General features: G+C 57.2%; 12 protein-coding genes, 1 tRNA gene and 2 pseudogenes. 6 read left to right on the forward strand and 9 right to left on the reverse strand.

What is annotated here, in order from left to right:
* Positions 1 to 83, forward strand: a pseudogene (locus DW49_RS1000000133400) (AAA family ATPase); the annotation flags it as partial.
* A gap of 296 nt (positions 84 to 379) precedes the next feature.
* Here DW49_RS1000000133400 and DW49_RS0120920 read toward each other — a convergent pair.
* The 5 genes from DW49_RS0120920 to dapA all read right to left on the reverse strand — a co-directional run bounded on the left by DW49_RS0120920 (position 380) and on the right by dapA (position 4,074).
* Positions 380 to 469: transfer RNA gene (locus DW49_RS0120920), tRNA-Ser, on the reverse strand.
* 91 nt (positions 470 to 560) lie between these two features.
* The gene (purC, locus tag DW49_RS0120925; protein WP_003379028.1) at positions 561 to 1,271 is read right to left on the reverse strand and encodes a phosphoribosylaminoimidazolesuccinocarboxamide synthase; all 711 of its coding nucleotides are present in this window, start codon (positions 1,269 to 1,271) and stop codon (positions 561 to 563) included.
* 28 nt (positions 1,272 to 1,299) lie between these two features.
* Complete coding sequence (locus DW49_RS0120930) at positions 1,300 to 2,058, reverse strand: MBL fold metallo-hydrolase (RefSeq protein ID WP_005619883.1); 759 nt, start codon at positions 2,056 to 2,058, stop codon at positions 1,300 to 1,302.
* Positions 2,059 to 3,177, reverse strand: a complete 1,119-nt coding sequence (bamC, locus tag DW49_RS0120935; RefSeq protein WP_005619885.1) for an outer membrane protein assembly factor BamC — start codon at positions 3,175 to 3,177, stop codon at positions 2,059 to 2,061. It abuts the gene before it with no gap.
* A gap of 18 nt (positions 3,178 to 3,195) precedes the next feature.
* Positions 3,196 to 4,074: a 4-hydroxy-tetrahydrodipicolinate synthase gene (dapA, locus tag DW49_RS0120940; RefSeq protein ID WP_003379025.1), complete on the reverse strand. Its 879-nt coding sequence runs from the start codon at positions 4,072 to 4,074 to the stop codon at positions 3,196 to 3,198.
* A gap of 325 nt (positions 4,075 to 4,399) precedes the next feature.
* Between dapA and DW49_RS0120945 the strand changes: the two genes are divergently transcribed.
* Together DW49_RS0120945 and DW49_RS0120950 are read left to right on the forward strand one after the other, a co-directional pair.
* On the forward strand, positions 4,400 to 4,963 hold the full coding sequence (locus DW49_RS0120945; RefSeq protein WP_003379024.1) for a glycine cleavage system transcriptional repressor: 564 nt from the start codon (positions 4,400 to 4,402) through the stop codon (positions 4,961 to 4,963).
* Between the two features lie 9 nt (positions 4,964 to 4,972).
* A complete protein-coding gene (locus DW49_RS0120950) occupies positions 4,973 to 5,446 on the forward strand; it encodes a peroxiredoxin (RefSeq protein ID WP_005619886.1) in 474 nt (157 codons plus the stop codon).
* Positions 5,447 to 5,512: 66 nt separating this feature from the next.
* On the opposite strand, the pseudogene DW49_RS01000000128680 reads toward DW49_RS0120950, so the two are convergent.
* Together DW49_RS01000000128680 and DW49_RS0120960 are read right to left on the reverse strand one after the other, a co-directional pair.
* Positions 5,513 to 6,564: pseudogene (locus tag DW49_RS01000000128680) on the reverse strand (AI-2E family transporter).
* A gap of 32 nt (positions 6,565 to 6,596) precedes the next feature.
* Positions 6,597 to 6,848: a sulfurtransferase TusA family protein gene (locus DW49_RS0120960; protein ID WP_003379019.1), complete on the reverse strand. Its 252-nt coding sequence runs from the start codon at positions 6,846 to 6,848 to the stop codon at positions 6,597 to 6,599.
* A gap of 140 nt (positions 6,849 to 6,988) precedes the next feature.
* Between DW49_RS0120960 and DW49_RS0120965 the strand changes: the two genes are divergently transcribed.
* Entirely contained in the window at positions 6,989 to 8,422 is a 1,434-nt protein-coding gene (locus DW49_RS0120965) for a M48 family metalloprotease (RefSeq protein WP_005619889.1), read from the forward strand.
* A 101-nt stretch (positions 8,423 to 8,523) separates the two neighbouring features.
* Here DW49_RS0120965 and nadA read toward each other — a convergent pair whose 3' ends face one another.
* Complete coding sequence (gene nadA / locus DW49_RS0120970) at positions 8,524 to 9,582, reverse strand: quinolinate synthase NadA (protein ID WP_005619891.1); 1,059 nt, start codon at positions 9,580 to 9,582, stop codon at positions 8,524 to 8,526.
* Positions 9,583 to 9,987: 405 nt separating this feature from the next.
* Between nadA and DW49_RS0120975 the strand changes: the two genes are divergently transcribed.
* Entirely contained in the window at positions 9,988 to 11,586 is a 1,599-nt protein-coding gene (locus tag DW49_RS0120975) for a glycoside hydrolase family 28 protein (RefSeq protein ID WP_005619893.1), read from the forward strand.
* Positions 11,587 to 11,739: 153 nt separating this feature from the next.
* On the opposite strand, the gene DW49_RS0120980 is transcribed toward DW49_RS0120975, so the two are convergent.
* A complete protein-coding gene (locus DW49_RS0120980) occupies positions 11,740 to 12,354 on the reverse strand; it encodes a TetR/AcrR family transcriptional regulator (RefSeq protein ID WP_005619894.1) in 615 nt (204 codons plus the stop codon).
* Between the two features lie 297 nt (positions 12,355 to 12,651).
* On the opposite strand from DW49_RS0120980, the gene DW49_RS0120985 reads away from it, so the two are divergent.
* Entirely contained in the window at positions 12,652 to 13,305 is a 654-nt protein-coding gene (locus DW49_RS0120985; protein WP_169338190.1) for a DUF3313 domain-containing protein, read from the forward strand.
* The last annotated feature ends 758 nt before the right edge of the window (positions 13,306 to 14,063 follow it).

The following is a 14,063-nucleotide window of genomic DNA, read 5'->3' on the forward strand; positions in this document are numbered from 1 at the left end:
ATAACGCTTATCGGATAGAGTTGAAGGGTGAATCGATGCGCAGGCGCGCAACGAAATTGACGACGACAAGGACTTCAGACTAACAATGCGAACCTGCGTCGCTGCGCTCCGACTGCCTGGCCGGATGGCGTGGAATGCGCAGCCTATCCCACAGTCGCTCGCGTGGAGAGCGAGGCGAACCTCGCCGTTTTGGCACCATGCACCGCCACAAAGTGGGTTATGCAAACTTGACGGGGGTATGCTCGGTAGACAAAAAAAGCAGACGAAAAAAAACAGCAATTTTTTCGCTGCAGTAAGGCAATAAATTGCTACAAACCGCTGCTACAAATCGCTGTTTTTCACCTTCGTAACTCATTGATTTACAAAGGATTTTCTATAATGGCGGAGAGATAGGGATTCGAACCCTAGGTACCGGTGAAGGTACAACGGATTTCGAATCCGTCCCATTCGGCCACTCTGGCATCTCTCCAACGGCGCGAATAATAACAGCATCGGCGCGGAAGGCGAAGCCCTTCCGCTGATTTTTTTTGTGCTATCAAGCGCTTGCGTGGTTTTTCGGGTTACAGCGGTACGCCCAGACGGTTTGCGACTTCTTCGTAAGCCTCGATAACGTCGCCCAGACCCTGGCGGAAGCGGTCCTTGTCCATTTTCTTGCGGGTGTCCTTGTCCCAGAGGCGGCAGCCGTCGGGGCTGAATTCGTCGCCGAGGACGATTTCACCGTGGAATACGCCGAACTCGAGTTTGAAGTCGACCAGCAGCAGACCAGCGTCGTCAAACAGCTTGGTCAGGACTTCGTTGACCTTGATCGACAACTCTTTCATACGAACCAGTTGCTCGGCAGTGCCCCAGCCGAAAGCAACAACGTGGGATTCGTTGATGAACGGGTCGCCTTTGGCGTCGTCCTTGAGGAACAGTTCGAAGGTGTACGGATTGAGTTTGGTACCCTCTTCGATGCCCAGACGCTTGACCAGACTGCCAGCGGCGTAGTTACGCACGACGCATTCGACCGGGATCATGTCCAGTTTTTTGACCAGGCATTCGTTGTCGCCCAGCAGCTTGTCGAATTGGGTCGGGATACCCGCTTCTTCGAGCTTTTGCATGATGAAGGCGTTGAACTTGTTGTTTACCGTGCCTTTGCGGTCCAGTTGTTCGATGCGCTTGCCGTCGAACGCCGAGGTGTCGTTACGGAACAGCAGGATCAAGCGGTCAGCATCGTCGGTCTTGTAAACCGATTTGGCTTTGCCGCGGTAGAGTTCTTCACGTTTTTCCATGATGGGCTCCGCTTGCTAAGTAGTTGGGCTAGGCGATATGTCGCCAGTCGAGCCCTGAATCTTGATCGGCCAGTTGCAGCCAGTCCGGGTCGCACCCAAGGGTGTCGACAAAACATTGCCGGGCCAGGTGCGGCAGGTTGTTCTTGCTGCTGAGATGCGCCAGCACCAAGTGCTGAAGGTCCTGCCATCCCAGTTCGCTCACCAGGCTGGCGGCCTGATGGTTGTTCAAATGACCGGTTTCACAACCCACGCGCTGCTTGAGAAAGACCGGGTACTGGCCTCGGGCAAGCATGTCGCGGCAGTGATTGGCCTCGATCATCAAGGCATCCAGGCCTTGATAACGCTGTAATACGTTGGAACAGTAAGAGCCGAGGTCGGTCAGCAGGCCGAAGCGGCGCGTGACGTCACTGAAGACGAACTGCGTCGGTTCAAGTGCATCATGCGCAACAGACACCACGTCGATTTCCAGAGCGCCGATCTGCAAGCTCTCCCCGCCAGCCAGCAAACCAGCAACTTCCACTGGCTTGCGCATTCCGCGCAAGGTGCCGCCACTGAGGTAGACCGGCACATTGTAGCGCCGCGACAGCAAACCCACGCCATGCACGTGATCGGCATGTTCGTGAGTCACCAGAATGGCGCTCAGCTGGCTTGGCGCAACACCCAGACGAGCCAGGCGCCGCTCGGTTTCCCGCAGGGAGAAACCGCAATCGACCAGTACGTACGTATCGTTGCTTGCGACCAGCGTGCCGTTGCCACGGCTGCCGCTGCCAAGAACTGCGAAGCGCACTTAACCCAGGTTGTCTTGAATAACGCTCAACACCCGACGAGCGATATCCGCAGGTGCAACAGTGTTGATGTTCTTCTCGACGGTCACCTGAACGTTGTCACCGACCTTGCTCAGGCGCACCTGATAACGCTCGGCGCGGGCATCGATCTCTTCCTTGCTCGATTTGCTGCCGAACATGCGACCGAAGAAACCAGGCTCGTTCTCAGGCGTTTTGGCTTTTTCGGCCAGGTTGATGTAGTACAGGCCCACGCTACGGTTGATGTCCTCGACACGCCAGTCGCCCTGATCCAGCGCGCGGCCGACGCTCGACCACGCACGGTCCAGATCGGCACCCAGGTTCAATACCGGGTTGCCGCTGCCGTCTTCGCTCAAGGCAACACGGCTCGGGGTATCGTAGTCACGTGCTGCCAGCAGGGAAATCGAACCGCCCTTCTCGGCGTTGCGGCCCATGCTGGCCAGCAGGTCATCGGTCAGTGCCGCATCGAGGCCCAGGTTGGTGGTGCGGGTCGGGAAGGCCACATCGGCCGTGCTGCCGGCAGGACGCTGGACGCTGACCACGTAGACTTCACTGGTGTTGCGCTGCACGCCCGGCTCGATGCGAACCCGTACGCGGGTTTCTGCGTCAGCCGCGACGCCAGCCGCGCTCAGACGCTTGGCCACCGAAGCGGAAAGCTCATCAAGACGCTGCCACGAGGAGCTGAATTCGCCTGTCTGCGGACGCTCTTCAGCGATGCGAAAACCATTGTCTTCAAAATACTGGTGGGCCACCGGCCAGACTTCGGCTGGCTGGCGCTGAGCCAGAATCCAGTGCGAATCACCGCTCTTCTGCAAGCTGAAATCGCTCGACTCGGACGTCGAGGCCAGCGGCAGAGGGCGAGGAACGGTGTATTCGCCGTCCTTCTGGGTGCTGTCAGCCACGTTACGCGGGATCGGCAACAACGGATCCAGGCGCTTGACGCCGGAAACATCGGCAGGCACCTGCATGGGCGGGGTCTGGGTTGCCTGGAGGTAATCGCTACCGCGATCACGGAAGTAGCCATCTTCACCCCAGAGCCAACCGCAACCGCTGGTGCTGGAGATAATAAGAGCAAGTGCGGAAAGTCCGGCCAATCGCTTCATTGCGTGATACTTCCTCAATTAAACCAGGACGCCGGACTGGCGCATGGCCTGACGCAGCGGTTCGTGACAGGCTTCGCTGAGCCAGGTAAGCGGCAGACGGATACCGTCTGGCATCAAACCCATCTCATGCAAGGCCCATTTCACGGGGATAGGGTTGGATTCGATGAACAACGTGTTGTTGAGCGGCATGAGCGTTTGGTGAATCGCTCGTGCAGTCTCGGCATCGCCACGCATGGCCGCTGCACACAAGTCGCTCATGGCGCGTGGTGCAACGTTGGCCGTAACGGAGATATTGCCCTTGCCGCCCAGTAGCATCAGTTCGACAGCCGTGGCGTCGTCACCGGAGTACAACAGAAAATCGCTGCTGACGCTGGCCAGAATATCCTTGGCGCGCTGCAGGTTGCCGGTGGCTTCCTTGATGCCAATGATGTTCTTTACCCTGGACAGACGCGCAACAGTCTCTGGCAGCATGTCGCAGGCCGTACGGCCCGGCACGTTGTAGAGGATCTGTGGGATGTCTACGGCATTGGCGATGTGGCTGAAATGCTGGAACAGGCCTTCCTGCGTCGGCTTGTTGTAATAAGGCGTTACCAACAGGCACGCATCAGCGCCAGCGGTCTTGGCGTTGGTGGTCAGCTCGACGGCCTCGCGCGTCGAATTGGCGCCTGTACCGGCGATGACCGGAATACGTCCTGCAACCTGAGCAACCACACGGCGGATGACCTCGATGTGTTCGCTCACATCCAGCGTCGCCGATTCACCGGTGGTGCCGACGGCAACAATGGCGTTGGTGCCCTCTTGCAAGTGGAAGTCAACCAGTTTGCTCAGGCTGTCCCAGTCCAGACGACCTTGTGCATCCATTGGTGTGACCAGTGCCACCATACTGCCCGCAATCATGCAACCGCTCCTGCCGGAAAAAGAGAGCGGTAATGGTACTGGCGCTATCAACCTTGTACAAGCGAAGTACCGCGCTCTGAGCATTCCCCTGAGCGATGGTTTTCGCTACCCTTCGTGCTTTGATCGGTACTGGTCACCTGCGCACCTCGCTCAATCGGTCGATTTTGTCGCCAGAAGCCCCGCCCCAGTGCACTCCAGCCCAGTCATGGCACGTCCATGCAAGCCAGACGCTCCGGGACCCGGGCAGATATCTCGCGCCGCCGATTGGCGAAACAGCCCCGCAAGTCCGAAAAAGTACCGACCGCTCATCGTCTAGGAATGCTGCATGTCGTCCACCCCCACAGTTCGCGAACAATTCCTTGTCATCAGTGCCCTTGGCGCCAACCCCATGGAGCTGACCAACGTCCTGTGCCGCGCCAGCCATGAAAACCGCTGCTCGGTCGTCACTTCTCGCCTGACCCGTCATGGTGAGTGCAGTGCGCTGATTCTGCAGGTGTCGGGTAGCTGGGACGCGCTGGCGCGCCTTGAAACCGGCCTGTCGAGCCTCTCCAAGAAGCACGCCTTCACCACCAGCGTGGTGCGCAGTGCCACCCTGGAAAGCCGCCCCGAGGCCCTGCCCTACGTGGCTTACGTCAGTTCGGCCTACCGCCCGGACATCATCAACGAACTGTGCCAGTTCTTTATCGACCACAACGTCGAGCTGGAAAACCTGATCTGCGATACCTATCAGGCCCCGCAGACCGGCGGCACCATGCTCAACGCAACGTTCACGGTAACGCTGCCCGCCGGTACGCAAATCAGTTGGCTGCGTGATCAGTTCCTCGATTTTGCCGACGCGCTGAATCTTGATGCGCTGATCGAACCGTGGCGCCCACAAGCCCCCATGTAAGGAATCCTCATGGCCGTTACAGTAGATCAACCGGTTCCCGATTTTCAGGCACCTGCTACCAATGGGCAGACGGTAGAGCTGTCTGCGCTCAAGGGTCAGCAGGTCGTGATTTATTTCTACCCCAAGGACAATACGCCCGGCTGCACCACGCAGGGTCAGGATTTTCGCGATCACATCGCTCAGTTCCAGGCAGCCAACACTCTGGTGCTGGGCGTTTCCCGCGACAGCCTGAAAACCCACGAGAACTTCAAGGCCAAGCAGTCATTTCCGTTCGAGCTGATTTCGGACAAGGAAGAAGCGCTTTGCCAGCTGTTCGATGTCATCAAGCTGAAAAAGCTGTATGGCAAGGAATACCTGGGCGTTGATCGCAGCACGTTCCTGATCGACAAGGAAGGCGTGTTGCGTGAGGAATGGCGCGGCGTGAAAGTGCCCGGCCATGTCGCTGATGTGCTCGCCAAGGCCGAAGCCCTTAACAAAGGCTGATGACCGATACCGGCTGCGGCACGCAAGGTGCCGCAGCGATTGCGCCCTGCTATTCGCAGCAACGCGCTAAAGCAGCGGCGCTACGGTGGGCTCATTGCGCGGCCAGGCATCCAGCACGGCCTTGTCGCGAAGAAGATCCCCCAGAAGCCCCACAGCCCGCCGAACAGTAACACGGCGCAGATAATCGCGACCGGGTGCAGATTGACGGCTTCGGAAAACAGCAGCGGCACCAGAACGTTGCCATCCAGCGCCTGAATGACACCGTGAGCAATCATCAGGTAGATGAATTGATCACTCCAGCCCCACTGGAACAGACCGATCAGCGCCACCGGCACCGTGACCACCACCGCGCCAACATAAGGCACCACCACCGAGATGCCCACCAGCATGGCCAGCAGCGCGGCGTAATTGAGCCCGAGCGCCACGAAGGCGATGTAGGTCACGCCGCCGCAGATGAAGATCTCGATGACCTTGCCGCGAATGTAATTGGCGATCTGGCGCTTCATCTCGTCCGCCACCCGATTGAGCAACGCGCGTTCGCGAGGCAGATAGCCACGCGCCCAGCGACCGATCAGGTGGCGATCCTTGAGGAAGAAGAACACCAGAATCGGCACCAGCACCAGATAGATCATCAGGTTGACCAACAACGGCAGGCTGGAGATCGAGAACGTCAGTGCCAACTGGCCGATCTTGCCGACCTCGCCACGGGCGACTTCGATTGCCAGCAATACCTGCTCGTCGGAAACCAGATGCGGGTAGCGCTCGGGCAGCAACAGCAGCACCGACTGCCATTTGGCAAGCATGCCCGGCGCCTCGTTGAACAGCGTGATCAACTGATGCCAGAGCAACGGCACCAGCACCAGAAGAAACACCAGCAGCGCGCCGATGAACAACGTGAACACCACGCCGACCGCGGCCACCTCAGGCATTCGCAGACGCTCCAGAAGACCGACCAGCCCGTGCATCAAAAAAGCCAGAACCAGCCCGGCCAGCACCGGAGCGAGCATCCCGCCCAGCGTCAGGACGAGGGTAAACGCCACAAACAGCAAGACCACCAGTACCACCGCCTCCTCGTCAGAGAAGTAGCGTTGCACCCAATTGCGAAGCACATTGAACATCAAACATCCTTTTCGGAAAAAACGGCGATAGATCAGGCCTTGCGAAGCCAATAACGGTAAATGCCGGCCTCGGCTTCTTCATGCAACAGTTCATGGCCAGCGAGCCTGGCAAAGGTTCGAAAATCCCGTTGCGACCCGGCATCGGTCGAGATCACCTTCAGCACCGCACCGCTGGCCAGACGATTGAGTTCCATCTTGGCCTTCAGCAGGGGCAACGGGCAGTTGAGCCCGCTGGCATCCAGTTCGGCGTCACAGGCCTCGGGGCGCACTACAGCGTCAGACATCGTTTCTCTCCAGGCGGACACATCGAATTACAAAGCAGGTCCGAAAAGGCAAGGCGGACATGGCGGCAAGAATACCTCACTCTGGTCAGCACGCCATTGGGCCAGCTACAGTACAGGTTCTTCTGACCAGAGCTTCGTGCATGAATTTTTTGCGTCCTACACTGCTCACCCTCGCCTGCCTGTTCGCCACACACGGCATCGCCGACGATCTTCCGTCACTGGGCGACTCCAGCTCATCGATTGTTTCCCCGGAGCAGGAACACCGCCTGGGCCGTGCATGGCTGGGTTTACTGCGTGGTCAGGTCGGGCAACTGTCGGACCCGCAACTCAAGGACTACGTCGAGACATCGGTCTATCGTCTGGCCGAAACCAGCCAGGTTCAGGACCGGCGACTTGAATTTATCCTCATCAACAGCCCGCAGCTCAACGCCTTCGCCGCACCTGGCGGGATCATCGGCGTCAACGGCGGCCTGTTTCTCAACGCCCAGACCGAGGGCGAATACGCATCGGTTCTGGCTCACGAACTGGCTCACTTGTCCCAGCGCCACTTCGCCAGAGGCATAGAAGCCCAGCAGCGCATGCAGGTGCCAGTAATGGCGGCGATGCTGGCGGGCATTGTCATGGCGGCCGCTGGTGCCGGTGATGCCGGTATCGCAACCATTGCCGGCTCACAGGCCGCTGCGATTCAGGAGCAGCGCCGGTTCTCGCGTCAGAACGAGCAGGAAGCCGACCGCATCGGCATTCTCAACCTGGAAAAAGCCGGTTATGACCCGCGCAATATGCCGACCATGTTCGAGCGTCTCATGCGCCAGTATCGATTCGACGCCAGGCCTCCGGAGTTTCTGCTGACCCACCCGGTCAGCGAATCGCGGATCGCCGACACGCGCAACCGCGCCGAGCAGGCCAAACCGGGCGGCAAGGAAGACAGCGTGCTGTACCAATTGATGCGCGCGCGGGTGGCGCTTATCTACGAAGAAACGCCCGGCATTGCTGCCAAGCGCTTCCGTGCCCAATTGGTTGAAAATCCGAAATCCGAACTCGCGCGCTACGGTCTGGCCATCGCGCAGATCAAGGGTGGACAGCTCAATGAAGCACGGGAAAGCCTCAAGCCTCTGCTGGAAAAATCGCCGAACGACATCACTTACAACCTGACGCAGATCGACCTGGATATCACCAACAACCGGCTGGCCGATGCACAGCAACGGGTCGATCGCATGTTGACGCTGTACCCGGCCAGTTACCCGCTCAACGATGTGCGCATTGATGTGCTGCTCAAGCAGAACCGTACCGCCGAAGCCGAAAAAAGCCTTGAAGCGTTGCTCAAGACCCGTCCCGATGATCCGGACATCTGGTACGTGGTGGCAGAAACCCGTGGCCTGAACGGCAACACGGTCGGCCTGCATCAGGCCCGCGCCGAGTACTTCGCGCTGGTCGGCGACTTCCGTCAGGCCATCCAGCAACTGGACTTCGCCAAACGCCGGGCCGCCAACAACTTCCAGCTAGCCTCGCGCATCGATGCCCGGCAAAAGGATTTGATCGAGCAGGAGCGCATGGTCAAGGACATGATGAACTGATAGTTCAGGAGCGAGCTCCGTTAAAACGGCCTTAGCGTAACCAGAATGAAAAAGCCCGACACGTCAGTCGGGCTTTTTCGTTGCATTTCTCACTGCAGCGGTCAGGCATTGCCCGCCTGACGTAAACGGGCGGCCTGCGTGAAGTCCAGCATGCGTTGCAACGGGCGCACTGCATTGGGAATCAGCGCAGGCTCAACGAAGATCTCGTTGCTACCCTCGCGCAGGCACTGCAAGGTGCGCTCAAGCGTATTCATCGCCATCCACGGGCAATGTGCGCAACTGCGGCACGCCGCACCGTTACCGGCCGTAGGCGCCTCAATGAAGACCTTGTCCGGGCACAGCTGCTGCATCTTGTAGAAGATGCCTCGATCCGTGGCCACAATGAACATCTTGTTCGGCAGACGCTGGGCGGCTGCAATCATCTGACTGGTGGAGCCGACCACGTCAGCCAGTTCTATCACCGCTTCCGGCGACTCTGGATGAACCAGAATCGCGGCCTCGGGGTACAGGGCTTTCATGTCTTCTAGCAGCTTGGATTTGAACTCTTCGTGGACGATGCAGGCACCGTCCCACAACAGCATGTCGGCGCCGGTTTCGCGCTGAATGTAGCGACCGAGGTGTTTGTCGGGCGCCCAGATTATCTTCTCGCCGTTGTCCATCAGGCTTTCGACGATTTCCAGCGCACAGCCTGAGGTCACCACCCAGTCGGCGCGGGCCTTTACTGCCGCCGAGGTGTTGGCGTAGACCACCACGGTACGTTCCGGATGCTGATCGCAAAACGCGGAAAACTCATCGACCGGGCAACCCACATCAAGCGAGCAGGTGGCTTCCAGCGTCGGCATGAACACGCGTTTTTCCGGGTTGAGGATCTTGGCGGTTTCGCCCATGAAACGCACACCGGCGACCAGTACGGTGCTGGCCGGATGATTATTGCTGAAACGCGCCATTTCCAGGGAGTCGGCCACACAGCCGCCGGTTTCTTCGGCGAGCGCCTGAATCACCGGGTCGCAATAGTAATGAGCGACCATGACCGCGTCCTGCTTCTTGAGCTCGGCAGCAATCTCGGCACGGTAGTGCGCCTGCTCTTCGGGGCTCAGCGCCTTGGGCTGCTTGGCATCAAGGTGCGCCTGCACCAGAAAGCGTTCGGAAATCTGTGTCATGTTCGCGATACCTGAAGGCGCTTGAGCGCGAAAGGCAAGTTTACACCCGATAAAGACAGGCCATAAAAAAGCCGGAAACCTCATCTGCAATGGGCCGTTCAGCCTTACATCTACATCGCCTCACTGAAGCTCGACCGCACGCGATCAGGCAGATGGCAGATGGCAGATGTTCAGCGACTATCGATAGTACGTCTGACAGCGCGCCGATTCTAACGCTAAAAAACTGATTTAACAGCAGTTTCTGGCTTGCCCGATGCTGATGAGAAGCGTTCTTGAACAGCCATTTTCAAGCGCACTTTCTACCGACACAGCAGCACGCAACAACTTGCAATAAATTTTTATTTGACTCATCTATGAACTATCCTTACCGCTCCAACAAGGCCATTCAACTTACAGGGATTATAGATGTCAGGCGCCGCACACTTCTCCAACTCCGTTTTCCGAAAAACCTCCTGGGCAATTACCTCTCTGACCGCTTCGCTGATGATCGCCGCGCCCGTACAGGCCGCTGGCGAGGCTGCGGTGGTAACGCCCTGGGGCACGATAAACGAGCCCGCCAGCCCGCAGGTCTGCAAGCAACTACCGGCCACGTTGACCCCCAAGGATGGCTCGCTGGACAGCGTCGACAGTGCGGCGCTCGACTCCAAACCTGACCAGGAAAGAATCCAAAGCGCAATCAATGGCTGCGCAGCCGGGCAAGCCGTCCAACTGGTTAAAGGCAGTGGCGAAAACTCGGCATTCCTCAGCGGAGCCCTGCAGCTTAAATCCGGCGTGACGCTGTGGATCGACGACGGCGTTACGCTCTTCGCGTCACGCAACCCCAAAGACTACGACAACGGCAAAGGCACCTGCGGCGTGACGACAGTCGCCAATCAGGACGCCTGCAGCTCGCTGATTTCAGCAAAAAATACTCGCGCCAGCGGCGTGATCGGAAAAGGCGTGATAGACGGTCGCGGTGGCAGCCTGCTCACCTCCGGGGCAAACGCCAACCAGCGCAGCTGGTGGGACCTTGTTTACCAGAAGACTATGTCCAACGTTTACCAGCAAAAGCCGCGCCTCATCCAGGTCAGCGGCGGAACGGATTTCGTCATCCAGGGAGTGACACTGCAAAACGCCCCGGACTTCAACATTGTGACTGACGGCGTAACAGGCGTGACCGTCTGGGGGATCAAGATTCTGACTCCAAGCCGGGTCTACACGGTTGAAGGCTACCACTGCCCGACCGGCTCGACGCCCGACCAGAAGACCCCAGGCACCTGCTTCACCCCGGAAACCGTGAAGAACACCGACGGCTTCGACCCAGGCCAATCGAACAAAGTACTGCTGGCCTACTCCTACATCAGCACGGGTGATGACAACGTAGCGATAAAGTCCAGCCGGACCTCCGGGAGTCGGGATCTGATGTTTGCGCACAACCATTTCTACTATGGGCACGGCTTATCCATCGGCAGTGAAACCAACGGCGGCGTACATAACGTCAGCGTTGTGGATCTGGCAGCGGACGGCGCAGACAGCCAGGACGGCATTGGTCTCAGAATAAAGTCGGGAGCCAAAAACGGCGGAATCGTAGACGGCGTCAGCTACGAAAACGTGTGCATGCGCAACGTCAAATTCCCGATGGTGTTCGACACCAACTACGGCAGCGCCAGCGGAACCTCGTACCCTGACTTCAGCGGTATCACAGTGAAAGGCTTCCACTACCTGGGCAGCCCGAGATTCGGCGGCGGCAAGATGACTTTTGTCGGCTACAACGACAACGGCCAAAAACGGCCGATATCCATTACGCTGGATAACGTTGTTTTCGATGGCACCCAGCCTAGCTTCACCGGGCTTACCGCGACCCACTTCATTTTGGGGCCAGGACCGGTGAGTTTTGCCAACAAGCTGGTGCCTTCGATAAAGGATGACGTCACGGTGTCCGGCAGCCCAGGCGATGGTACGCCGGTCGATTGCACGGCAGCGTTTGTGCCGATGAAGTCAGTGCTGCCTGGGGCTCCGTTTTAATACCCTGCCTCCAAACACTTTCAGACGTGGCTGTTGTCATCAGGCAAAGCGTGCAACCTGATGACAACAGCCGAGCAAAGTGATCAGCCTATTCAGCGCAACACGCGCGACAGGCCTGAAAACCCTCTCGGCTAAACCAATCGTTTTTGGCATTTAAATCGCTGAAGAAGCGCCCCCCATAAACATGCTGACTGCATCGTCCACGACGGTCTCAATTTCCTCTATCGACATGGGCACAGGGTTGCGTTGGAAAAGGCGCCCTTCCGGCTCTGCTGTCAGCAATGCCAGGAACTGATTGGCTCTGAGCTTTGGATTCGCTGCTTTCAACTCCCCTGCAGCCGTTGCGCGAGCCATCAGCTCCGAAAGCGCCTCAATGCATTGGACAGGACCCGCATTATGAAAAAGCACACCCACATCCGAGCGTCCCGACTCAGATAACACCAATCGATAAACCTTGATGGCCACCGAATCACTCATCAGGACTGCCATCATCTTGCGTCCGAACTCGATCAGCTGTTGCTCAAGCGTCAGGCTAGCTGGAACTGACAGGAACGCGACGGCGTTATGCAAGTGGGAGGTCGCATACATCTCCACTACCGCAGTGAACAACTGCTCTTTGGTTGGAAAATAACCGTAGAGCGTAGTCTTGGATCCCCCCAGACGCTTTGAAACCTCGTGCATGGTCGCACCTTCGTAACCCAGATCGAGAAACACCTCTGCTGCGATTTCAACGATAGCGACCCTGCGTGCCTCGGTACGAACCTTCATCACCCCTCCATAACGATACAGCATTGTACACTTAAGATTGACTCCTGAAATTTCCACCCATAAACTGTACCCGATCGTACGCTTTTGAGCTTTGCGAGGAGAGTGCTCTTTTGATACCTCAAGGAAATTTCTTCACCCCATTCCGCGCGCCAATCACGGCCCCCCGCCGCAAGGCAGAGAAGGTGATGCAGGTTACCGGCTGACCAAAGCTCATGCTTGATGAATATTCATTCCCTTGTGGTTGCCTGGGAAGCCGTTCAACTGGAGATGATCATGCACAATCCACGATGCTCAAAGATGGTTATGCTGTGTGCGTTAAGCATTCCTGTCGTATTTTTAGCAGGCTGCTCAAGCCAAGGGCCTCACCCGTATACCGGAATTGGCTCGTCCAGTCAGTTGCGTTTGAATCAGCAGGAGGATGCTTATCGTATCCCTTACCGCTATCAGGTCTCGGTTGACTGGCGGCAATATCATAAGGTAATGCTTGAGCCAGTCACTATTTATAAGGGTGCCGATGGGCAATTCTCGGGCATGGATGCTCGTGACAAGATGACGTTGGCCAAAACAATGACTGGCGAATTTTCCGAAGCACTCAGCGAGCGATTCCAACTTGCCTCAGCCCCCTCCGCCGAGACACTTAGAATCCGAATCACGCTGACAGGCGCAGAGACGACGACGCCTGGCTTGTCTACCTTTTCAAGGTTCGACATAGGCATGGGCTCCTATAACCTCGTTCAGTCCATGCGTGACCGAGAAGGCACTTTTACAGGTTCAGTCACGTACGCAGTAGAAATATTTGATGCATCGACGTCCAGGCTATTGGAAGCCTATGTCACGAAACAGTATCCAACTGTTTACGACATCAGTTCCACATTCGGGTCTTTGACGGCAGCGAAGACCGGAATAACCAATGGTGCAACAAACCTGGCAAACTCTCTCTCTTCACGCTGACTGAGTGAACAATACATGCACACTTTTTTTGCCGAAAGTCAGCAACGCGCTTACGCACCTATTTACAAACCCGGCGTCACATCACGCTGATGACGCGTTCAAGTAGGCACTGGAGTGGCCCAGTCTTTAAAAGTCGGCTGATTACTTATTGACTATTTTCTATATTTCATTGAGGTATTCGGGATGAAATCAAAAAGCGTACTACTGTGCCTGTTCATTGCTTTATTATTGCTAGGCGGTTGTGTCCCTCATGACGACCGTGGGCGAAGATGGGATAACACTAATTATTCTCGCGATCGAGAAATGGCCCGCCAGAATGAGATTGATCGTCTTGCGGATCGAGAGCAGCAGAGACAGATAGAACAGGCAAAAGACAATGATCGGCTTCGTCGTCTTGAATCACAAGATGATAGAAATCGTAATGGCTGGTAGACATTCGCGCAGAGCGTAAAGAAATTGAAAGCGATTTTCTTACATGACCCGTTGCCCCCCCCCCGGCACGCCCCGGCCCGTTTAATATGGGCCGGGGCGATCAGCGGGATGAAGCATACTCTTACGACTGAAAACCATACTACAGCCATAGAATGAAACACCGACCTGTCACTCTATTGTTCGGCCCCTCACAAGGCCTCCAGTTTCTCTCGCTCGCGCTGCAGTGTTGTCGCTGACCGAAAACTGACCCAGTAGAGGCTGTTCTGCCGACTGAAAACTGACCCAGGTGTTCAACTGCTTCTGCTCACTTTTTGAGCAGGAGAACA

This window comes from Pseudomonas avellanae BPIC 631 (assembly GCF_000444135.1).
In the GTDB taxonomy this organism is placed as follows: Bacteria; Pseudomonadota; Gammaproteobacteria; order Pseudomonadales; family Pseudomonadaceae; genus Aquipseudomonas; species Aquipseudomonas avellanae.